Source organism: Streptomyces sp. SDr-06, assembly GCF_003324565.1.
GTDB lineage: Bacteria > Actinomycetota > Actinomycetes > Streptomycetales > Streptomycetaceae > Streptomyces.
Genome location: NZ_QOLA01000046.1, coordinates 1 through 22,220, shown reverse-complemented (window position 1 = coordinate 22,220; position 22,220 = coordinate 1). Strand labels below are relative to the sequence as shown.

Annotated in this window: 14 protein-coding genes; 9 read left to right on the top strand and 5 right to left on the bottom strand. The window is 71.3% G+C overall.

The window, feature by feature from the left end; translation table 11 throughout:
• The first annotated feature begins 668 nt into the window (after nucleotides 1-668).
• The 4 genes from DT019_RS38425 (at nucleotide 669) to DT019_RS38410 (ending at nucleotide 10,120) form a co-directional block, all read left to right on the top strand.
• The gene (locus tag DT019_RS38425; protein ID WP_114041639.1) at nucleotides 669-1,772 is read left to right on the top strand and encodes a hemopexin repeat-containing protein; all 1,104 of its coding nucleotides are present in this window, start codon (nucleotides 669-671) and stop codon (nucleotides 1,770-1,772) included.
• 1,627 nt (nucleotides 1,773-3,399) lie between these two features.
• On the top strand, nucleotides 3,400-7,386 hold the full coding sequence (locus DT019_RS38420; protein ID WP_223279979.1) for a Pls/PosA family non-ribosomal peptide synthetase: 3,987 nt from the start codon (nucleotides 3,400-3,402) through the stop codon (nucleotides 7,384-7,386).
• Nucleotides 7,387-7,489: 103 nt separating this feature from the next.
• The gene (locus DT019_RS38415; RefSeq protein WP_114041637.1) at nucleotides 7,490-8,878 is read left to right on the top strand and encodes a diaminobutyrate--2-oxoglutarate transaminase family protein; all 1,389 of its coding nucleotides are present in this window, start codon (nucleotides 7,490-7,492) and stop codon (nucleotides 8,876-8,878) included.
• 18 nt (nucleotides 8,879-8,896) lie between these two features.
• Nucleotides 8,897-10,120, top strand: coding sequence for an ACT domain-containing protein (locus DT019_RS38410; RefSeq protein WP_114041636.1), 1,224 nt, complete (start codon nucleotides 8,897-8,899; stop codon nucleotides 10,118-10,120).
• 64 nt (nucleotides 10,121-10,184) lie between these two features.
• Here the strand turns inward: DT019_RS38410 and DT019_RS38405 are convergent, their stop codons facing one another.
• Nucleotides 10,185-11,483, bottom strand: coding sequence for a M1 family metallopeptidase (locus DT019_RS38405; RefSeq protein WP_114041635.1), 1,299 nt, complete (start codon nucleotides 11,481-11,483; stop codon nucleotides 10,185-10,187).
• Between the two features lie 611 nt (nucleotides 11,484-12,094).
• The gene (locus tag DT019_RS38400) at nucleotides 12,095-13,087 is read right to left on the bottom strand and encodes an aldo/keto reductase (RefSeq protein ID WP_114041634.1); all 993 of its coding nucleotides are present in this window, start codon (nucleotides 13,085-13,087) and stop codon (nucleotides 12,095-12,097) included.
• Nucleotides 13,088-13,826: 739 nt separating this feature from the next.
• On the opposite strand from DT019_RS38400, the gene DT019_RS38395 reads away from it, so the two are divergent.
• The 5 genes from DT019_RS38395 to DT019_RS41210 all read left to right on the top strand — a co-directional run bounded on the left by DT019_RS38395 (nucleotide 13,827) and on the right by DT019_RS41210 (nucleotide 18,298).
• Nucleotides 13,827-15,101, top strand: a complete 1,275-nt coding sequence (locus DT019_RS38395) for a PAS domain-containing protein (RefSeq protein WP_147267420.1) — start codon at nucleotides 13,827-13,829, stop codon at nucleotides 15,099-15,101.
• Nucleotides 15,102-15,423: 322 nt separating this feature from the next.
• A complete protein-coding gene (locus DT019_RS38390) occupies nucleotides 15,424-16,164 on the top strand; it encodes an ANTAR domain-containing protein (RefSeq protein WP_114041632.1) in 741 nt (246 codons plus the stop codon).
• A 69-nt stretch (nucleotides 16,165-16,233) separates the two neighbouring features.
• On the top strand, nucleotides 16,234-16,938 hold the full coding sequence (locus DT019_RS38385; RefSeq protein ID WP_114041631.1) for a GAF and ANTAR domain-containing protein: 705 nt from the start codon (nucleotides 16,234-16,236) through the stop codon (nucleotides 16,936-16,938).
• A gap of 391 nt (nucleotides 16,939-17,329) precedes the next feature.
• A complete protein-coding gene (locus tag DT019_RS40640) occupies nucleotides 17,330-18,034 on the top strand; it encodes an IS110 family transposase (RefSeq protein ID WP_411292778.1) in 705 nt (234 codons plus the stop codon).
• A gap of 3 nt (nucleotides 18,035-18,037) precedes the next feature.
• On the top strand, nucleotides 18,038-18,298 hold the full coding sequence (locus DT019_RS41210) for a transposase (RefSeq protein ID WP_411292779.1): 261 nt from the start codon (nucleotides 18,038-18,040) through the stop codon (nucleotides 18,296-18,298).
• Nucleotides 18,299-18,647: 349 nt separating this feature from the next.
• Here DT019_RS41210 and DT019_RS38375 read toward each other — a convergent pair whose 3' ends face one another.
• The 3 genes from DT019_RS38375 to DT019_RS38365 form a co-directional block, all read right to left on the bottom strand.
• Nucleotides 18,648-21,191 carry a sensor histidine kinase gene (locus DT019_RS38375; RefSeq protein WP_114041630.1) on the bottom strand — a complete coding sequence of 848 codons (2,544 nt, stop codon included), beginning with the start codon at nucleotides 21,189-21,191 and terminating at the stop codon, nucleotides 18,648-18,650.
• Between the two features lie 89 nt (nucleotides 21,192-21,280).
• A complete protein-coding gene (locus DT019_RS38370) occupies nucleotides 21,281-21,967 on the bottom strand; it encodes a response regulator (RefSeq protein ID WP_114041629.1) in 687 nt (228 codons plus the stop codon).
• A 128-nt stretch (nucleotides 21,968-22,095) separates the two neighbouring features.
• A partial coding sequence (locus tag DT019_RS38365) for a potassium-transporting ATPase subunit C (protein ID WP_114036071.1) occupies nucleotides 22,096-22,220 on the bottom strand: 125 nt, incomplete at its 5' end.

Below are 22,220 nucleotides of genomic sequence, written 5' to 3'. Positions count from 1 at the left end.
CTGGCCGTCTCGCCTCGGATGCCCTTCTCGGCAGTCGGGCCGCTCCGAGGCTCGGCGGACTCCAGGCACCACAACTGCGACAGGTCGTCACCACAGTCGGTCACGCTGACCGGGTCGCCCGTGGCGGACTCCCAGCGCCACGGTCCACTCGCTGCCGTTGGACCTGGCGGTGATGCGCGGAGGGCTGTTGCACCGCGGCAGCGGCACACACCCGGGCCGGAATCGCTACCGCAGGCCCTGCCCATGCGGGTGCCTCGGCGGGACGGGACCGGCCGACCGATACTACGCCGGGCTCTGGCCCACGTGATGACGAAGCCGAAGTGGGTCCGGTCGGGCATCTGGGCGGGCTGTTTCGAAGCCTTTGACGTATCCGGCATCGGCTCCGGCGGGGGCCTGTGCGGCTGCTTTCGGCACATATACCCATGGGCGGAGTGATCGCGGCAAGCGGCTCGGCCTGGGCAGTCTCGCGGTGCGCGTCGGTGGTCACACCGAGCCGGTGGCCGCAGCTCTTTGCTGGAGGGCCGGAAGCCGACGGCGCGGCCCGTGTCACGCCCTGACTGCTCTGGACGCCGCCGGTCGGGGCTCCTAGCGTCCGGGGCGATGGGCGGCAGCGTGGTACAGCAACCGGGCTGTGCCGGACACCCCGCCCCGGCGCCTTGGGAGGATCAATGACGATCCAGGCCACGTTCAATCGCTCCCAGCTCAAGTGGGACACGTACATGTTCCTGGGCGATCAGTACCTGCTCTACAGCCTCACCGACAACGCCATACGCCTCGGCCCCCGGAGCATCGCCGCCGGCTGGCCGGGTCTGCAGGACACCCAGTTCGCCAACGCCATCGACGCGGCCGTCCCCTTCTCGTGGCGCCTCAACCCCGTGGCACTGGACCTGCCGATCGAGAAGGACTACCTCTACATCTTCCGCGGCGACCAGTACGTACGCTACGACGTGGCGAACGAGCAGATCCTCTACGGCCCCCTGGAAATCGCCCCGATGTGGCCGGGCATGAAGGACGCCGGCTTCGAGCGCGACCTCGACGCCGCGTTCCTGGACCAGCAAGACGTCCCCTTCGGGACCGTGGACACCTACTACTTCTTCAAGGGGGACAAGTTCGTCACCTACGACCCGGTCACCGACCGGGTCAGCGGCGGCCCCTACAGCATCGGCGACAAGTGGCCCGGCCTCAGGGCCGCCGGGCTCGACCGGGACCTCGACGCGGTGGTCTACCAGATCATCCCGCCCGCGGTCCTGGCCGGGACCAAACGCCGGCTGTGCTACTTCGTCAAGGGCGACCAGGTCCTCCAGTTCGACCTCGACGAGTGGACGGCACTGAGCGGCGCCCGCAACATCTCCGACATGTGGCCGGGGCTCAAGGACAGCCAATTCGCCGCCGCGACGCCCGCGCCGCCCTTCCCGCCGGTCAAGGCACGCGCCGACTTCCGGATCACCTTCGTCAACGACGGCGAATACGAACCCGAGCCCTACGGCTCGATCCGGCTGGACCTCAAGGACGGCAGCCACTTCCGGATCTGGACCCAGAAGAACCAGGGAAACTCCACCCCGACCCGCAACAGCGCGGCCCCGTCCATGAACCTGCCCTTCACCGCGAACGACATCGCCAAGGTCGGCTTCTGGGTCGACGAGTACGACCTGACCAGCGGCGACGACTTCCTCGCCCGCGACACCAAGGACTTCACCGGCAACGGCTCCTACACCGTCAGCAGCGACGACGGCCACGTCACCGTCGACATCACCATCACCCCGACCACCTGACCCGGCGCGCCAAGCCGCTCCGCCCGGCAGCACCCACGACGAACCAGCCACCTTGGCCGCCACAGCCGCGGCCAAGGACGGGCAAGACCGGGCCCGCCCGGCGGCTCCTGTATCAATCGCGATCCGGCGACCGGGTCCCAGCCGGGTTCGCCGTCCAGGTCACCGCCCTGGTTCAGGCAGGCCCGGACGGCGCCGGATGTGCGGTCGGCCACGAGGCTGATCCACTTAGTTGTCGCAGCCGAGACGGTGGCGGAGGCGACTTGGTCGCACGGCTCCCACGCAGCCCCTACCGCCTCCACACCACCTTCTGATGGGCGTCACCACCGAGGCGGCAGGACGACGGACAGCGGTGCGGCCGGTCGCCAACGTGCGGGAGACGACCGGCCGCTCAAGCACTCTCGGGAGCACTCCGCTTCACCGTAAAGCCTGGTCCGCCCCTGCGCTCGCCGGGACATCTGCACACCGTGTCGGTGCCGTGAGGACTCCTGGTACCTGGTGGAGCGGGCTTCCCGCATCCCGGCCCGCGACCTGGGGTGGAAACGGGTGGGCTTCCTGCTCGCACCCCTTCTGGCCGCCGCACTCCCCCTGGCCTGTCCGCCCGACCTGCGCCCGGCACATCAACCACGGGGCACGGCCGCAAAGCTCGTACTGATGGCCCGGGCCGTCCTCATGGGGCCGCCGGCGCCATGATCGCTCTGTTCGGGTTCGGCCTGCTCTTCCCGTGGAGGTTCGGCGTCCCGCTGGTCGCGGCCGCATTCCTGGCGGGCCGATGGTCCTTCCCCGGAATCCGCACCCACGGGACAACTCGCGGGCGCGGCAGCACCGTTCGTGGTCACGATGTACTTCTCCTGACACCTGGAGCGTGCCGAGGTGCTGGCACTCCTCGGCGCCCTTGCCGTGTCCGCGGTGGCCCCGCGCCTGGGCCCCGGCGGCGGAGATTTCATGAACCCGGCCTGAGCCGGCCCCGGGGTCCAGGAACGGGCCCGAGCCGACGGCTCCCCTCATCGGCAACGGAGTTCACACCGTTTTGGGGCCCCGGTCGCTTCCTCCCGAAGCGCCGTTCTCGCGGTGCGCGCACCGAAAGAGCGCCGAGTGGGCATTCCTTTGCCGGGCTTTCCACAAGCCGGGGTTACCTCCGGAAGAAGCTTTGCACGGATGGTATACGCAGGCGACCAGTTCCGGACCTCGCCCGCGAAAGATCGCAGGGGCGAGACGCAGTGTGACGGTCCTTCAGAGTTTCACAGAGTCGCCGTTCGGTGCCATGGGGCGAGACCGATGCCGTTGTGCCGCGATGGGGGACCAGGCACGACCCGTGGCCCCGACAGAAGCCGGGGACGGACCGGCGACTGCGCTCCGTGACACGTTACCGACGCGTGTACCGCGTCACGCATTGGCGAATACCTTGCTGTCCGCGTCCTTCCGTCGTGACTAACTTCCCTTCCGCATAGCCCCCTGCGGCTCAAAAGGACAGAAATGCCAGAACGCGACGGGAAAGTCATCCAGGCATCGGCAGCATTAATGAAGGATTCCTGAGTAATTTGAGGCCGCTCGTCCCGCACGGTTGGCGGGACTTCGGTCCATGGCCCGAGGGCCGATATGCCCCGGCCCTCCGAAGGAGGCATCGTTCGTGACAAGGACCGAATCCGCGCCCGTACCCCCTCCCGACGGCGTCCTGCGGGCGGACTCACTGGCCGAGATCTTCGAGCAGTCCTGCGACCGTTGCCCGGACTCGATCGCCCTGGTCTGCGGCACGGACCGGCTGGCGTACGCCGCGCTCGACGCCCGCGCCAACCAGGTGGCGCACCTGCTGCTCGAGCGGGGAGTCGGGGAGGGCACGACGGTCGGTCTGCTCCTCGACCGGTCCGTCGAGCTGTACGTCAGCTTGCTCGGGGTACTCAAGGCGGGTGCGGCCTATGTGCCGCTCGACCCGACGTTCCCGGCCGACCGGGTCGCGTTCGTGGCCGGGGACGCGGGCCTGACCGACCTGGTGACGACCTCGCGGCTGCGGGCGCACACTGCCGAGGTCGAGGGGCAGGTGCTCGCCGTCGACGACCCGGAGCACGAGCTGGCGCGCCGGCCGAGCACCCGGCCGGGCGTGTGTCCCGACCCGTCGTCCCCGGCGTACGTCATCTACACCTCCGGCACCACGGGCAGGCCCAAGGGCGTGGCCATCTCGCAGGGCAGCATCGTGAACTTCCTGCACGTCGTCGCCCCGATCTACGCGGTCGGCCCGCACGACCGGGTCTACCAGGGGCTTTCCATCGCCTTCGACTTCTCGATCGAGGAGATCTGGCCCGCCTGGATGGCCGGAGCCACCCTGGTGGCGGGGCCGGGTGACGAGCGCAGGGTCGGCCGGGGGCTCGCCGAGTTCCTCGACGAGCACGCCATCACGGTGCTGTGCTGCGTTCCCACGCTGCTGACCACCCTGGACGGCGAACTCCCCGCGCTACGGAGCCTGTTGGTCAGCGGGGAGGCGTGCCCGGCGGGGCTGGTGAAACGCTGGTCGAGGCCCGGCCGGCGCATCCTGAACGCGTACGGCCCGACCGAGACCACCGTGACCGCGACCTGCGGCGAGCTGCACCCCCACCGGAACGTCACCATCGGCACACCGCTGCCCACCTATCGCGTCTACATCCTCGACGAACGGCTCCTTCCGGTTCCGCACGGCGAGAGCGGGGAGATCTGTGTGGGCGGGCCGGGCGTCGCCATCGGGTACGTCAACCGGCCCGAGCTCACCGCGGAGCGGTTCATCGCCAACCCCGTCACCGAGGACCGGGCGCTGGCGCCGAGGCTCTACCGCACCGGGGACCGCGGGCGGTTCACCGCGAACGGCGAGATCGAGTACGGCGGCCGCGTCGACACCCAGGTGAAGATCCGGGGCTATCGCGTCGAACTCGGCGAGATCGAGGAGGTGTTGCGCGAGGACCGGGCGGTGGAGAACGCCGTCGTCACCCCGCTGGAACGGGACGGCACGGTCCAGGACCTGGTCGGGTACGTCACCCTCGGCCCCGGGCACGACGAGGGAGTGCTACGCGAGCGGCTGCACGCATCGCTGCGCCGCCGCCTGCCCTCGTACATGATCCCCTCGTTCGTCGAAGTGCTGCCCGCCTTCCCGCTGCTGGCCGCCGACAAGGTCGACCGCAAGGCACTGCCCGCCCCCGTGTCGCCGCCCCTGGGCCGGGGCGCGCGGCCCACCGTGGCACCGGGCACGCCCCTGGAACGGCGCCTTGCCGACGCCTGGTGCGAGGTACTCGGCACCGATCGGATCTCCGTCACCGACGACTTCTTCTGCGATCTCGGCGGGCACTCCATGACTGCGGCCCGGCTGGTCTCGCTACTGCGGCAGCAGCCGTCGCTGCGCGAGGTGGCCATGGGCGACCTGTACACGCACCCGACCGTGCGCGGCCTCGCAGCTCTCGTCGAGAGCCGTACGGCAGCCGCCCCCGCCGCCGAGGAGGAAACCCCGCTGCGTCACTCCACAGCCCGCGTCCGGCGCTGCGGCCTTGCCCAACTGGCCGGGCTCTACGCCTGGTTGCTGCTCCTCGGCCTGCCGGCCGTGCTCCTGCTGTACCGGCTGTGCGCCTGGCTGGAGGTGCCGGTGCGCGGGGTCGCCCCGGGCGGGATCATCGACCGTCTCTGCCACCTGGACACGGCGTGGTTCGTCGTCCTCGACGCGGGATGGCTGGCCTTCAGCGCGACGGTGCTGCCGGTCCTCGGTGCCCGGCTGCTGATGGCCGGGGTGCGGCCCGGCCGCTATCCGCTGTGGGGGGTGACCTACTGGCGGTTCTGGCTGTGCACCAAGGTGCTGGCGCTGTCGCCGGTAGCGGTGCTGGCCGGGTCGCCGCTGCTCGCTCCGTACCTGCGCCTCCTGGGTGCCCGGGTCGGGCGCGGCTGCCATCTGTCGTCACCACCGGCGCTGCCCCGGTTCGTGGAGATCGGCGACGGCACGAGCATCGGCTACGGTGCGCGCGTGCACCCGTACGCGGTGGAGCACGGCCGGCTCAGGCTGGCACCGGTGCGCTTCGGGGCCGGCAGTTTCCTCGGCACCAACTCGGTCGTCCTGCCCGGCGCATGCGTCGGCGAGAAGGCGACGGTCGCCGAGCAGTCCCTCATCGCGGCCGGGCAGATCGTGCCGACCGGGGAGCACTGGGCCGGATCGCCGGCCGCCCGCCAGGAAGGGCCGCCACCGGTGCTGGCGGACATGGCCGCGCACCGGGCCCCGGCCCGCTGGCCGTTGGGTGTGCTGGCCGGCTACGGCGTCGCGGCGGTGCTGCTGATGCTGGCGCCCCTGATGGTCGTCGCGCCCTCCACGGCACTTGTGTCGTGGACGATCGCCCAGTACGGCGGCATGTGGGGCATCGCCTCGACTGCGGCGGCGGGCCCCTTGGTGGCCGTCACCACATGTGTACTCGTGTGGGCGGTCAAGCGCGTCCTACTGCCCCGCGTGCGCGCCGGAATCCATGCGGAGCGCGGCGGGTTCGGGCTGCGCAAGTGGATCGGCGACGCCATGATGACGCTGAGCCTGACGATGACGCACGCGCTCTACTCGACGCTCTACCTTGTGCCGTTCCTGCGGGCCCTCGGCGCGCGCACCGGCCGCTGGTCGGAGGTGGCGACCGTGAGCTTCGTCGACCCCGACATGCTGGTGGTGGGCGAGCGCAGCTTCGTCGCGGACATCGCTGTCGTCGCACCCGCCGTCTTCCACCAGGGCCGCATCGCGGTCGCCCCCGGCGAGGTGGGTGCGCGCAGCTTCGTCGGCAACGGCGCGCTGGTGCCGGGCAACGGGCGTCTGGGCGACAACGCGCTGCTCGGGGTCCACTCGCTGGCTCCCGCCCGGCCGATCGAGCCGGAGACCACCTGGCTCGGCTCGCCCGCGTTGTTCCTGCCGCGCCGGGAGCAGAGCCCGGACTTCCCGGCCCGGCTGACCTTCGACCCCGGCCGGGGGCTGATCGCCGCGCGGCTGTTCATCGAGTTCTTCCGGGTGACGCTCCCGGCGACCATCGGCGGCCTCAGCGGCCTGGCCGGCCTGTACCTGGCCGTCCAACTGGCGCGCGGCACGGGACCGTTGGCCGTCTTCCTGCTCGGCCCGGCGCTGCTGCTGGGCGCGGGCACGGCGGCGACGCTGGCCGTGGTGGTCCTGAAGTGGCTGGTCATCGGCAGGTACCGGGCGCGTACGGAGGCTCTGTGGAGCGTCTGGGTGCGGCGCACCGAACTGATCACCGGCCTCTTCGAGAACCTCGTGGTCCCCGCGCTGCTCGGCTTCCTGACCGGGACGCCGCTGATGCCCGCGGTGCTGCGGCTGTTCGGGGCCCGGGTCGGGCGCCGGGTCTGGCTGCACACCACGTATCTGACCGAGTTCGACCTGGTCGAGGTGGGCGACGACGCCGCCGTCGGTGAATTCACCTCACTGCAGACCCACCTCTTCGAGGACCGGGTGATGAAGATGTCCGCCGTGAAGATCGGTGCCGGCAGCTCCGTCGGAGCCCGCTCCGTCGTGCTGTACGGGGCCAAGGTCGGCGAAGGCGCCCGCCTCGACGCGATGTCCCTCGTCATGAAGGGCGAGAGCCTGCCGCCCCGCAGCCGGTGGCGCGGCATCCCCGCCCGCCCCTGCTGACCCCCGCCGTCCCCCGGCGCCCACCCCGCGCCCCGCAACACGCCGCGCCGGCGCGGCACCCCGCCCCGGCCCCGTCCGCTCCACCACCCCCCTGGGAGTCACCATGCCATCCTCCGTCCGTCCGGCCCCCTGGAACGTCCCGCACGTGGCGGGCACCCTGCCCGGGCCGCGCTCGGCGGCCTTCCTCGCCCGCCAGGAAGCGCACGAGTCACGTGCCCGCTCCTACCCACGGCGCTTACCCATCGCCCTGGCCGAGGGCCGCGGCAGCTTCGTCCGCGACGTCGACGGCAACGTCTTCATCGACTTCCTGGGCGGCGCCGGCGTCCTGTCGCTCGGCCACAACCACCCCGAGCTGGTGGCGGCGGCCGTCGCGCAGTTCGGCGAACTCGCCCATGCCCTGGACCTCCCCACACCCGCCAAGGACGCCTTCACCCGGGCCCAGCTGGACATGCTGCCCGCGTCGATGCGGGACCGAACGAAGATCCACTTCTGTGGTCCCACCGGTGCGAACGCCGTCGAGGCCGCGCTCAAGCTGTGCAAGACGGCCACCGGCCGGAGCGACATCGTCGCGTTCCAGGGCGCCTTTCACGGCAGCAGCCACGCCGCCATGGCCGTCACCGGACTCGTCAGCCAGAAGCAGCCCATGCCCGGCGGCCTGCCCGGGGTCCACTTCTTCCCGTACTCCTCCTGTGCCCACTGCCCCGTAGGTCTCTTACCGGAGAGCTGCGCCACCAACTGCGTCACCTATCTGGAGCGTTCCCTCACCGATCCCAACGGCGGCATCCCGAAACCCGCGGCCGTGCTCCTCGAACTGGTCCAGGGCGAGGGCGGCGTGGTGCCGGCCCGGCCCGACTTCGTACGCCGGGTGCGCGCCCTGACCCGCGAGCTGGACGTACCGCTGGTCGTGGACGAGGTGCAGACCGGCTGCGGCCGCACCGGCACCTGGTTCTGCTTCGAGCAGTACGGCATCGAACCGGACGTCGTCATCGCCTCGAAGGCGCTGAGCGGCGTGGGCCTGCCGGTGGCCGCCATCCTCTATGACGAGCGCCTCGACGTGTGGGCGCCCGGCGCGCACACCGGCACCTTCCGCGGCAACCAGCTGGCCTTCGCCGCGGGCGTGGAGGCGATCCGCATCATCCGGAGGGACGACGTCCTGGGCAACGTGCGTGCCCAGGGCGATCGCATCGCCAAGCATCTGGCCGCGCTGACGGCGCTGCCCTGGGTGCGCGAGGTCCGGGGCCGCGGCCTGATGTGGGGCATCGAACTCGCCGACCTGGAAGGACAGTCGGCCGGTGCGCTCGCCGCCGGTGTCCAGTCGAAGGCCCTGCACGAGGGTCTGATCGTCGAGCTGGGCGGGCGCGACGACCGGGTGGTGCGCATGCTGCCCCCGCTCAACGTCACCTCGCGCGTCGTCGACACGGCCTGCGCGATCCTGACCCGTGCCGTGGAAGCATGCCCGGCCCGGCCGGCGGCCTCCGCACCACTCAGCTGACGAGAGGCGCGTCACGTCATGGCTCTCATCGTCCAGAAGTACGGCGCCTCGTGGCTGCTGGGCGCCGGCCGGCTCAGGCTGGCGGCCGACCGCGTCGCCGCCGCCCGCGCAGCCGGGCACGAGGTCGTCGTGGTGGTCCCTGCCGCCAGGACCCGCACGTCCCGGCCCGTCGCCCAGCCCGCGCCCCACCCGTCGTCGGCACCGCCGAGCGAGGCCGGCACACCGCCGGGCTCCGACCGCCTCCCGCTCGCCCGGGCGATCGAGGAGCGCGGTCTTGCGGCCCGCCCGCTGCCGGGGCCTCCGTACACGGGGCGGGCGACCACGCCGCCGTACGGGCCGGCGCCGGATGCCGACGCCCTCGCGCACCGGGTCCGCCAGGCCCTCGACCTCGGCGCGGTCGCGGTGGTGCGGTGCCCGCACGGGCCGGACCGACTGACCGCAGCAGCGGACCGGGACGACGCGGACACCACGGCGGTCGCTCTCGCCGTGGCGATCAAGGCAGACGTCTGCGAGTTCCGCACCGCGGTGGACGGCGCGCACACGGCGGACCCCCGCATCGCGCCCGACGCACGCCTGCTCCCCCGCCTCACGTACGAACACCTGCGGGACCTCTCGGCCTGCGGGACGCCCCTGCTCACCGTGCGGAGCGTGGAGTTGGCCTGGCGCCACGGTCTCCCGCTGCACGTCCGGGCCGCCGCCCACGAAGGTCCGGGCACCCTGGTGGGCGAGGAGGAACGGCGCACGGCGGAACAGCCCTCGCTCGTCGGAGTCGCCCACCGCCGTGCAGGCCGGGAGGTGACGATGACGACCGGGCACGCCCCCGGCCCGTTCACGGCGCAGATCCTGCGCATCGCCACCGCGCTGGGAGCCACCGCCGACGTTCTCACCCGGGACGTCGCTCCCGCCCGCACCCGGCTGACGCTGCTCCTGCCCGAATCGCGGTGCCGCGCGGTGCTGGCGGCCCTGGAGCGGGCCCGCGGACGGCTCGATGTCCGGGACCTGGCCTGCGGTCCCCGCACGGGCCGCGTGTCCCTGGTGGGCAGCGGTCTGCAACAGCGGCCCGGTACGGCGGCGTTCTGCTCGGCACTGGCCGCGGCAGGCATCCGCTTCGACGCCGTCACCGCGTCCGACGCGTACCTCACGGCCGTATGCCGTGCCGGGCAGATCGACGACGCGGTGCGCGCCGTGCACGCGTTCTGCCGACTGGGCACCGGCGGGGCGGGCGGCGCGCCTGGGGCCTGACGCCGTGGCCGCCGTACGGCCCGCCCCACCGTACGGCGGCGCGGTGCGTCAACTCTGCTTCTTGTCAGGTGAGTTCGGGCACGGCCCTGCGGCGCAGCCAGTCCCGGAAGAACGCGTCGAGGCCGTGGCCCGCCACTTCCTCGGCCAGCGCCACGAAGTGAGGCGTCGTGACGACCGCCCCGCGATGCCTGGCGGCCCACTCCTTCAGCAGCCGGAAGAACCGCTCCTCCCCCAGGGTCAGCCGCAGCGCGTGCACGGTCGCGGCACCGCGGAAGTAGACCTCGTCGTCGAAGAGCCGGCCCGCTCCCGGGTCGGCGAGAACCAGGTCCTGGTCGCCGTGCCGCAGCCGGGCGACCTCGCGCAGCGCCCTCGCATGCGCTGCCTCTGCGCCGGACGCCTCTTCCCACAGCCACTCGGCATACGTGGCGAGCCCTTCCTTCAGCCAGATGTCCCTCCAGTCGGCGATCCCCACGCTGTTGCCGAACCACTGGTGGGCCAGTTCGTGCGCCACCTCGTCCTCGTAGCCCCGCCGTCCGTCGATCCGGTCGGTGCCGAACACGGACAGAGTCTGCGCCTCCTGCGGGTCACCGACCAGGGCGTCCACCACGACCACCCCGTACTCACCGAAGGGATAGGGGCCGAAGAGCCCGGTGAAGATGTTCAGCATCTGTGCCTGTCGCCCCAGGTCGTGGGCTGCGTCCTCGGCGACGCGGGCCGGAAAGGCATTGCGCAGCAGGACGCCGGGCGGTCCACCGCTCTGTTCCTGCAGCACGAAACGGCCGATGGCCACCGTGGCCAGATAGGTGGCCATCGGCCCGTCGTGCTCGTACGTCCAGCGCGTACGCCCCTGGCCGTCCGGCCGCCGTGACGTCAATCGGCCGTTGCAGCACACCTGGTAGCCGTGGGGCACGGTGATCTCGAAGCGGTAGGCGGCCCGGTCGTCGGGCCGGTCGTTGCAGGGGAACCAGGAGGGCGCGCCCAGGGGCTCGCTGGCCACGCGTACGCCGTCGCCGGTACGGAACCATCCCGCGTAGTCATCGAGTCGACCCATGCGGAGCGGTCCGGGCACCCCCTGATAGGCCACGGCGAGCCGGGCGGGAACGCCTTCCGGAAAGGGGCGCTGCGGCGTGACGAAGAGCTTCCGCCTGCGCTGCCGCCAGGCCGCCGGCACTCCCTCGACGGCGGCGGCCGTGACTCTCAGCCGTGCCAGGTCCAGCGTGACCGTGTCCAGGGTCTCGCGCGGCACGACGACGATCTCGGCAAGGGCGCGCACGCTGCCCTGCCCCGGCCGCCAGTCGAGGCGTATGCGGTAGTGGGTGACGCTCAGCGCGGAGGTGCCGTGGCTGGAGAAGTAGCGTGCCATCGCACCCCCTGCCCCGGCCTCCGCCCTGCGGGGAACTGATACGCCCCCCGTTTCCCCAGTGTCCCCCGCCGTACGCGGCAGTCACACTCCGATGGAGAGGGTTGCCTGAAACACGGCTGCAACCACCGGGAGCCCAGGGGGCGACTGCACCCACTTCGTGCGGTCGCCCCCCCCACGAGGCCCCGGTCGGGTGTCGGAGGGCAGGCCCTGGCACCCGACCGGACGTGTCAGCGCGTCCGGATCAGCGTCACCGGATGGCTGCGTCGGCTCGAAGGCCGGTATCGGAAGTCGGCCTATGTGGCCTTCGGAACAACAACAGAAGCCTGGTCGGGCCACACGCGCAGCCATGCCCCCGTCTCCCACCAACGCCCTTTCACTGAAAGCTAATTGAGATGCAAACTCCGGCCGTGCCGGTGTAACGAAGTTGCGCGCGCCGAGGTGGATTCCTTCTTCACGAAGCCGGTCGCCTCCAGGACCAGGACACCGCGCTGCGTTATGGCCCGCGGCCACCGCACGATCGTCAGGAGTCCACACAACCCCCGATGATCACGCGGTGGCCCTACCCGTTCCCGGCCGGGGCCCGCGACAGCTCGTACGGTCAGACGGGAGTCCTATCCCCGAGCGACCTCAGCGGAGTGTGCGGGGGTGTAGCGCTCGCCCGTCACCTGCTCGCTCAGCGGGTCCAGCGCGGCCAACGCTTCGCTGTCCAGGGTGAGCTTGAGCGCGGCGGCGTTCTGCTCCAGCCGGGCCGGGCTGCGGGTGCCCGGAATGGTCGCCACCGCCACCCCGAGCCGCTCGGTCTGGGCATACACCCAGGCCAGCGCCACCTGTGCCGGGGTGGCGCCCAGCCGGTCGGCCACCTCGCGCACGGTCTGCGCGATCCTCTCGTTGGCCTCGCCCGCCGTGCCGGCGAAGCGGGGGTTGGTGCGTCGGAAGTCCTTCTCGCCCAGCGTGGAGCGGTCCAGGGTGCCGGTCAAAAACCCCCGCCCCAGCGGCGCGTACGGCACCAGCCCGACCCCCAGCTCGGCCATCACCGGGGTGACCGCCTCGACGTCGCGGCTCCACAGTGAGTACTCGCTCTGCACCGCGGCGATCGGGTGCACCGCGTGCGCCCGGCGTAGCAACTCGCCGTCGACCTCTGACAGGCCCAGATGACGGACCTTGCCCGCCTCGACCAGCTCGGCCATCGCCCCGACGGTCTCCTCGATCTCCACGTCCTGGGGCGGGCGGTGGGCGTAGTACAGGTCGATCACCTCGACGCCCAGCCGCAGCAGCGAGGCGTCACAGGCGCGCAGCACGTAGTCCCGGGCACCGCGGATGCGGCGTGCCCGGTCCCCGGCGCTGCGGTCGATGCCGAACTTGGTGGCCAGCTGCACCTGGTCCCGGCGGCCGTGAATGGCCCGGCCCACCAGTACCTCGTTGTGCCCGGTGCCGTAGGAGTCGGAGGTGTCCAGGAAGGTGATGCCCAGCTCCAGAGCCCGGTCGATGGTGGCCAGGCCGCCGTCCCAGTCGGCGGCGCCGTAGCTCTCGCTCATCCCCATGCATCCCAGGCCCATCGTGCTGACGGTGAGACCGGGCGAGCCGAGGGTGGTTCGGGTGATCATGCGCGGATACTCCTCCTGCCCAGCAGACCGGGCGGTTCCTTGAGCACTGACGAACGCCTGCGACGCTAGGACTTGGAGCGCCCTCGAAGTCAAGCCCCGAGGGCCGGCCCCCGCCGGCGGATCAGGCACGCCGGGAGCGGGCGAGAGTGAAGAGGTCCACTGGCAGCGGGTCGCCGACAGAGCCCGGACACCGCGTCTTTCCCGGCCGTCTTCACCAGCAGGCGCGGCGACCCAGCGACCGGACCCGTTCCCAGCAGGGCCGCGACAAGATCGCGACACCGTGATTTCCGTCGTCCTGGCAACCTGCCCCTGACACCCCATCGGCACCACAGGGTGGGCCCGGCCCCAACCACCGGGCCCGCCTCCAGGTCAGGCACTCCTCACGGCGCGTGGGCATCAGGTGGTATCACCCCCACGCCGAACTCCACCTGATCCGCCCGCTGATGCGCCGACGCGACGGCAGCCTGTCCATTTGGCTCGTCCTGGACCGCGACCACACCCCGCCCCTCGACGCCCGCCGCCAACTCCGCACGCCGGGAACCCAGCACTACTCCCACGTGCCACAAAGTGTGCTACTCGACGGGGATGCCCGGTGGGGTCCACGACCGCCGTGCCGGTCTCCCGCGCCGGGTAGCGGCGTCCCGGGCGCCCCCTGCCAGCCGCTCGGCGGGGAAGTTATCCTGCACCTAGGCACCCGTCTAGCCCAGGTCCGGACTGGGGGTGAGTACTGGTGCATGAGGTGCTGAAAGCAACGTCCGGGAGCCAGTTGTTCGAGGCGACCACGGCTCCATACCTGGTGCTCGACACGAACTGCTTCATCCAGGGGGTCAATGAGGCCTATCTGCGCGCCACCGAGCGGTCGCGGGACGAACTGATCGGCGCGTTCATGTTCGACGCGTTCCCCGACGATCCCACAGACTCCACCGCGAGCGGAGTGCGCGACCTGTCCGCCTCCCTGGAGCGCGTGCTGCGCGGCGCGGCACCCGACGACATGGGCATCCAGCCCTACAACATCCCCGTCCCGCGCGCCGCTGGTGCCTTCCGTCGCAAGATCTGGAGCCCGGTCAACTCCCCCCTGACCGACACCGACGGCCGCGTGGTGGGTGCCCTGCACCATGTCGAGGACGTGACCGCGGTGCACGAGGCGCTGCGCGACGCCCGCAACGGCGCTGCCGGGACGGGGGCGCGGCAGCCGGCCGAGCTGGTGCGCTGCGCGATGCTGGCCGTCACCCGGTACGAGCGGGCCGCCCGGGCGGTGGCCGCCGGGCAGGCGATGCCTGGTGGCCCGGCGCGGGCCGGCACCGTGCCATCTACGAGACTCGCCCGGCGCGATGCCTTGTGGCACGCCGTGGTGCACGCCGCCCGCCAAGTCCCCTCCGGCAGCTGCATTGCCGCGGTGTGCGGTGCCGCCGTGCGGGACCTGCCCGGGATCGACGCCGCCGTGCTCACCCTGCAAGACGGCGGGCGTATGCCCCTGCAGCTGGCCGGCAGCTCGCTGTGGGCCCGGCGTGTGGAGGAGCTGCAGTACGTCACCGGCGAGGGCCCGTCGGTGGCCGCGTTCGACACCGGGCAGTGCGTGCTGGCGCCCGACCTCGACCGGTCCGGCGCCGCGTGGCCGCTGTTCGCCGAGGCCGCGGACGGCCTTGGCGTCGGTGCCGTCTTCGCCTACCCCCTGTGCACCGCCACCGCCGCACTCGGCACCCTCACCCTGTACCGGCAGCACCGGGGCACTCCCGGCACCGGTCCGCCCGCAGAGGCGGAGACGTTCGCGCAGATCACGACGTCGGTGCTGCTGGCCGACCTGGACGACGACATCATCGAGCAGGTGCGGTCCACCGCCGACCAGGACGACCTCAACATCGCCGTCGGGATCGTAGCCGCCACCCGGGGCATCGACACGGGCGAGGCTCTTGCGTGGCTGCGCGCCCGGGCGCGGGCCCGGGGGGTACCCGTCGTCGACCTCGCCCGTTCCCTGCTCGCCCGGACTCCGCAGGACCCCGGCGGCCCTCGGTGAGGGTTGCGTCCAGTCGTCCAGCGGGGCAAGGGGCCGGAAGACCAACGGAGGCGATCTGGTAAAACGGCCGGTTTCCTTTCCTGTTCCACTCTCCGCTGCGCGGGTAAACTGCCGTCGGTACCGTGACGCCGTCTCAGGCCGGGCGGAACCGGCGACGAGATGGCCTCGGACGGGTGCACCCAGGAAGCGAGGCGAGCCGGAGCTCCCCCCGTCAGCGGGCACGACGGGCCTCCCGATGAGGCCACCCCCCTTTCGCCACCGCACGCAGGCCCGGACCCCGTCGGCGCCGACAGGCGGAAGCCAGCCGACCGGCAGGCGTCCTATGACCACCACCGACCGCGAAACACGCATCGCCGACGCCGTCCTCGACCTCGCCCACCGCCCGGCGGACTTCGATCCGCTGGAACTGCTCCACGACCTGACCGGCCAGGTGGTCGCGCTGCTACCGGTGCGCTGCGCCGGCGTCACCGTCCTGGACCGCGACACCCATGAGCCCGTCCACATCACCGCCTCCGACGAAGTGTGCCTGGCCCTGGAACAGGAGCAGTCCACGCTGGGGGAGGGCCCCTGCCTCGACAGCGCCCGCGCCCGGCGGCCACTGCCGCTCACCTCACTGACCAGCCCACCCGGCACCGTCCGCTGGCCGCGCTTCGCGCCCTACGCCCGCCAGGCGGGGATCACCGCGGTCGCCGCGGTGAGCCTGCGCCTGCCCCAGATGTCCCTGGGCGGCATGAACCTGATGATGGCCCGCCCGGCCGACGTCAGCGGCCGGGACCTGCGACTGGCGCGGACACTGGCCGACGCCGCCGCCGTGGCTTTGGCCCACCAGCAGCAACTGGCCGACAGAGACGCGGTCCTTGCCCAGTTGCAGCGGGCGCTGGACAGCCGTCTGGTCATCGAACAGGCCAAGGGCGTGCTCTCCGCCCGCCTCCAAGTGAGCATGGACCAGGCCTTCCAGCGGCTGCGCGCCCACGCCCGCTCGAGGCAGCAGAAACTCACCGAGCTGTCAGCCCGGATCGCCCGGGGCGACGTGCCCGCCGAACTACTCGACCCCGTCCGGTGACCCGGTGCCCGTCACCGCCGGGCACCCGCAACACCCTCCCACCCGAGCCAAGGGGGGAGGAGACGAGTGATGGCCCGCGATGACCTACCCGGCCTTCTGCAGCGCCTGTACCAGGCCGCCCGCACCGGCGCCGACCTGTCCGCCGCCCAGGCCGCCGACACCGCCCGCCTGCTGCGCCTGGACGCCGTCACGCTGAGCCTGCTGCCCACCCACGGCCCCCCCGAACTGCTGTGGTCCGATCCCGCCGACGACCTCGGCCGCACCCTGGAAGACCTGCAGTACACCCTCGGCGAAGGCCCCACCCTGGAGGCCGCCCGCACCGGCCGGATCGTCACCGAAACCGACCTGTCCACCGCGCCCGCCGACCGCTGGCCCGCGTTCACCCCTGCCGCCTGCGACACTCCGGCCCGTGCCGTCATCGCCCATCCCCTACTCCTGGGTGTCGTCACGGCCGGCGTCCTCACCGGCTACCGCACCACCCCTGGCCCCCTGCCCACCCGCCAGCGCCAGGACATCGCCCGCTTCGCCCGCATCGCCCTGGACCTGCTTCTGCACACCCCGCCCCACGCCCTGACCACGGGAATAGGCGACGGCCCCGACCTGCACCGCGCCGAAGTCCACCAGGCCGCCGGCATCCTGACCGTCCACCTCAGCGTCAGCATCGACGACGCCCTGCTGCGCCTGCGCGCCCACGCCTGGCGCCACAACCAGGCCCTGTCGGACGTCGCCCACGCCGTCATCACCGGCCGCCTCCGCCTCGACGCCGACACCTGACCACGACGCCGGCTCTCGTCCCCAGACCGCCCGGCCGAAACCGGCTTCGGCCCCCCCCTATCCGCTCACCTCGGTGACACCCCGTCGTACGCGCCCGCGCGAACCTCCGCTTCGCCGACAAACGCGTCGCCGACCTCGAAGCCCAGCTGCTCGAAGCCCTGCGCTGATCAGGGTGGTTGCTCGCCAGCTCCTGGCGCGGGAGTGTCCGATAGGCAGCGGATCCAACGATCATCGAAGTGATGTGGGATGACCGAGCCCGCCGTTGAACCCAAGGGCCATGACCAGCTTGCCGAGGAGGCCGTGCCGGGCACGGTGTCGGACGAGCAGTTGATCGCGACGCTGGTCGGCCACCCCCGTACCGACGGGCTGCAGCTGACCGGGGAGGGGGCTGTTGCAGCAGCTGACCAAGCGGGTGCCGACGTCCGCCCTGGAGGGCGAGATCACCGGTCGCTTTGGCTATGAGAAGCATGTCGCGAGGCGAAGGAACAGCGGGAACAGCCGTGACGGCACCTGCTCCAAGAAGGTGTCGCCTGTCCATCCCGCCGCAGTGCTGCTGGGTGTGGACACACGCAAGGATGTGCACGTCGCTGCTGTCGTCGGCGATCTCGGCGCCCTGCAGCGCACCCAGCCGTTCCCCGCCATGACCGCCGGATATCGTCAACTCGTCCAGAGGGGCCGCTCGTTGGGCGTCGTCGGGCAGGCTGGTGTGGAGGGGGCCGGCTCCTACGGGGCCGGGCTCGCCTGGCACCTGGCCGTCGAAGGCATCGAGGTGATCGAGGTCAACCGGCCGGACCGGCCGACCCGGCGCCGCTCGGACAAAACCGACACGGTCGACGCCGAAGCCGCCGCCCGGGCCGTGCCGGGCGGACGAGCCACCGGAGCCCCGAAGAGCCAGGACGGCCAGGTGAAGGAACTCCGCGTCCTGAAGGTCGTCAAGGACTCCACAGTCAACAACCGCACCCAGGCCATCAACCAGCCCAAGGCCCTCCTGGTCAGCGCACCGGCACAGCTGCGCGAGCCCCTCGCCGGGCTCTCGAACCCGACACTGTTCAAAGCATGCGCCGCCCTGGACGCGCAAGCCGACGCGGTGCATTAGGCGCTGAACTTCCTGGCCCACCGCATCACACAGCTTTCCACCGAAGCCACCACGCTCACCCGCCGGATCGCAGCGATCATCCGGGCGCACAACCCGCAGCTACTCGAACTCGCCGGCGTCGGCCCGGACAGCACCGCAGTCCTGCTCATAGCCGCCAGCGACAACCACGACCGTCTCCACGACGAGGCGTCCTTCGCCGCGTTGTGCGGCGTCAGCAGTTCGCGCTCCGGGTCGCGCCCCAGGAGGGGTACGGCGCAGCTATGAACCCCCAACGGGTGTCCCGGCCCTGGCCGGACCCCTCGCCCGCCGGCAACCCGGCGTCCTCACCGTCGCACACTCCGCCCCGAGGACATCGACTTCGTCGTCCTGGCCACCAGGGCGGCGCTGATCCTGGTCCTGCTCAACTTCCTCCGGGTTCTGTTGCTGGGCACATCGCCAACGACTGCACCATCCGGGCACCGGCCGGGCTGACCGCATCGCACAGGGTCCGTCCGCTACGGTCCGCCGCAGACGACAACTCCCGGTCGCTCACTCAGCACCGCGGCCGGGTCAACGCTGAGCCGGTGCGCAAGAGGAGACCGAAACCGCACAGAAGATGCCAGGCGTGCGATCCCTACGACGTCGTCATCGGGGGCAGGTCCGGGCTGACACGCGGCTGGTCGGCCGTCTGCTTCAGCGTGATGACCATGGTCATGCCGCCGCCCGGGGTGTCCTCTGCGGTCAGCGTGCCGCCCATCGCCTCGGCGAAGCCCCGGGCCACGGCGAGGCCGAGGCCCACTCCGGCGCCGCGCGGGGCATCGCCGTAACGCTGGAACGGCGCGAAGATACGGTCCTTGGCCTCGTCGGGGACGCCGGGACCCTGGTCGGCGACGCGGACTTCCACCCGGTCGGCCATGGCGCTCGCGGAGACGAGGACGCGCTCGCCGGGCGGGCTGTACTTGACCGCGTTCTCCACGACGTTGGCCACCGCGCGTTCAAGCAGCCCCGCATCGACAGCCACCATCGGAAGGTCCTCGGGGATATCGAGGACCACACTGTCCTCGGGTACGCCGCCCAGCGCCATCGGGACGACCTCGTCGAGGTCCACCTCGCGGATGATCGGGGTGACCGTGCCGGTCTGGAGGCGGGACATGTCGAGCAGGTTGCCCACCAGGTGGTCCAGGCGGTCTGCGCCCGCCTCGATCCCCTCAAGCAGCTCGGCCTCGTCCGCCTCGGACCACTCCACATCGTCCGAACGCAACGACGTCACGGACGCCTTGATGGAGGCGAGCGGGGTGCGCAGGTCGTGACTCACCGCGGCGAGCAGCGCCGTACGGATGCGGTCGCCCTCGGCGTACAGGCGCGCCTGGTCGGCCTCTTCCTTGAGGCGTTGGCGGTCCAGGACGACGGCGGCCTGCGCCGCGAAGGCGCCCAGCACGCGCCGGTCCTCGGCAGGCAGCACCCGGCCGGAGAGCGCGAGAGCCATCCGATCACCGACGGGCATGTCCACGTCGGCGTCCTCAGGACGGGTGACCGGCGCGGGTCCGACGGCGCGCGTACAGGTCCACGGCTCGACCTCACTCGCGCGCTCCAGCAGTGCCGCCGACTCCATGGCGAAGGTCTCCCGGACACGCTCCAACAACGCGTCCAAGCTCGTTTCCCCGCGCAACACGCTGCCCGCCAGGAACGAGAGTACTTCCGACTCGGCGCGCAGCCGGGCCGCCTGATGAGTGCGGCGAGCGGCCAGATCCACTACCGAGGCCACCGAGGCCGCGACCAGGAAGAAGATCGTTATGGCGACGATGTTCTTCGGGTCGGCGATCGTGAACTCATGGACCGGCGGCGTGAAGTACCAGTTGATGAGGAGCGAACCCAGCGCGGCCGAAGCCAATGACGGCAGCAGTCCGCCGAGCAGCGCCGACCCGACCGTCAGCGCGAGGTAAAGCAGCATTTCGTTGGCGAGGCCAAGGTCCGTGCTCGTGCGGGTGAGCGGCACCGTGAGGAGCACCGGGCCGATGACGCCGGTCGCCCAGCCCCACACGATCCGGGTTCGGCCGAGTCGCGCCCCGCGTGCCACCGGCAGTCCCCGCCCGCGGGCCGCCTCCTCGTGGGTGACAATGTGAACGTCGAGATCGGGACCGGAGTCGCGCGCCACGATCTGTCCGACGCCGGGGCCGAAGAGGTACTGCCAGGTTCTACGGCGACTCGTGCCCAGCACGATCTGCGTCGCGTTCACCCCGCGCGCGAAGTCGAGCAGAGCCGGCGGCACATCGTCGCCCACCACGTGGTGGAAGGTTCCGCCGAGGTCCTCGACCAGGGTGCGCTGGACAGCGAGCTCCTTCGGCGAGGCAGCGCTCAGGCCGTCGCTGCTCGCGACGTACACCGCCAACACCTCGCCGCCCGCACCCTTTTCGGCCAGCCGGGCCGCGCGGCGGATGAGCGTGCGCCCTTCCGGCCCCCCGGTGAGGCCGACGACGATGCGCTCGCGCGAACCCCAGATCGTGTTGACGCGGTGCTCGCTGCGGTACTCCGTCAGATACTCGTCGACCCGGTCGGCGACCCACAAGAGCGCCAGCTCCCGCAGCGCGGTGAGGTTTCCGGGCCGGAAGTAGTTGGAGAGCGCCGCGTCGACCTTCTCCGGCTTGTAGATGTTGCCGTGCGCCATGCGCCGTCGCAGCGCCTGCGGCGACATGTCGACGAGCTCGATCTGATCAGCCCGCCGGACGACCTCGTCCGGGACGGTCTCCTGTTGTCGTACGCCCGTTATCGACTCGACGACATCACCGAGCGACTCCAGGTGCTGGATGTTTACGGTGGACACGACGTCGATGCCGGCCGCCAGGAGCTCCTCGACGTCCTGCCAGCGCTTGGTGTTGCGCGAGCCCGGGATGTTGGTGTGTGCCAGCTCATCCACCAGAGCCACGGACGGGCGGCGCTCCAGGACCGCGTCCACGTCCATCTCGGTGAAGACGGTGTCGCGGTACTCGATCTCCTTCCGGGGCAGCAATTCCAGGCCGTGCAGCATCACTTCCGTGCGCGGCCTGCTGTGGTGCTCGACGAAGGCGACGACGCAGTCGGTGCCGCGCTCGACCCGGCGGTGTGCCTCGGAGAGCATCGAGTACGTCTTGCCGACGCCCGGCGCCGCGCCGAGGTAGATGCGGAGCTTGCCGCGTGCCATGGTTCCGATCTCTGTTGTCGCTGCGGATGAAGGGGCCACTCCCCCGCCGCCCTGCCAGGTGGGGGCGGCGGAAGGGGACCTGGATGGGGTCACACCTCGAAGCGGTACCCCATACCGGGGGCCGTGATGAGATAGCGCGGGTGGGACGGATCAACCTCCAGCTTGCGCCTCAACTGGGCCATGTACACCCGGAGATAGTTGCTCTGCGTACGGTAGCCGGGTCCCCACACTTCCTGCAGCAGCTGGCGCTGAGTGACCAGGCGGCCGCGGTTGCGGACGAGGACTTCGATCAGGTGCCATTCGGTCGGGGTGAGCCGTATGTCCTTGTCGCCGCGCTTGGCCTTCTTCGCGAGCAGGTCGATGCTGAAGGTTTTGGTGGTGACCATGCCCTGCTCGTGATCGGTTTGGGCTTCCGAGTCGGTCCGCCGGGTGGCCGCACGCAGCCGGGCGAGGAGTTCGTCCATGCTGAACGGCTTGGTGATGTAGTCGTCGGCGCCCGCGTCCAACGCGGCGACCTTCTCGTCGGAGGTATTGCGCGCCGACACCACCAGGACCGGCACCCGGGAAAAGCGACGCAGCGCCTTCATCACGTCGAGGCCGTCCATGTCCGGCAGCCCGAGGTCAAGCAGCACGGCGTCCGGCTTGTTCGCGGCGGCCAGACTCAGTGCCGTCTGCCCGTCGGACGCCGCGTCAACGAGATATTTGCGCGCCTTGAGATTGATCTCAAGAGCCCGTACGAGCTGTGGTTCGTCCTCCACCACCAGCACCCGGGTCATCGGTGTGCCACCTTCCTGATTGTGTCGTGCATCCGAAGGGAGCCCGGAACTGGGTGCGGTTGTGCCGAGGGGCAAGGGCCTGCCGGAGGTTCCCGGCCCGCCGGCCCCCGCCCCTCGTGATAAGCCGCTCACTTCTGCGTGAGTTCCTTGAGTGCGATGTTGAGCTTGAGGACGTTGACCCCGGGCTCGCCCATGAAGCCGAGGATGCGGCCGCTGGTGTTGTCGGCGACGAGCTTCTCGACCTGCTTGACGT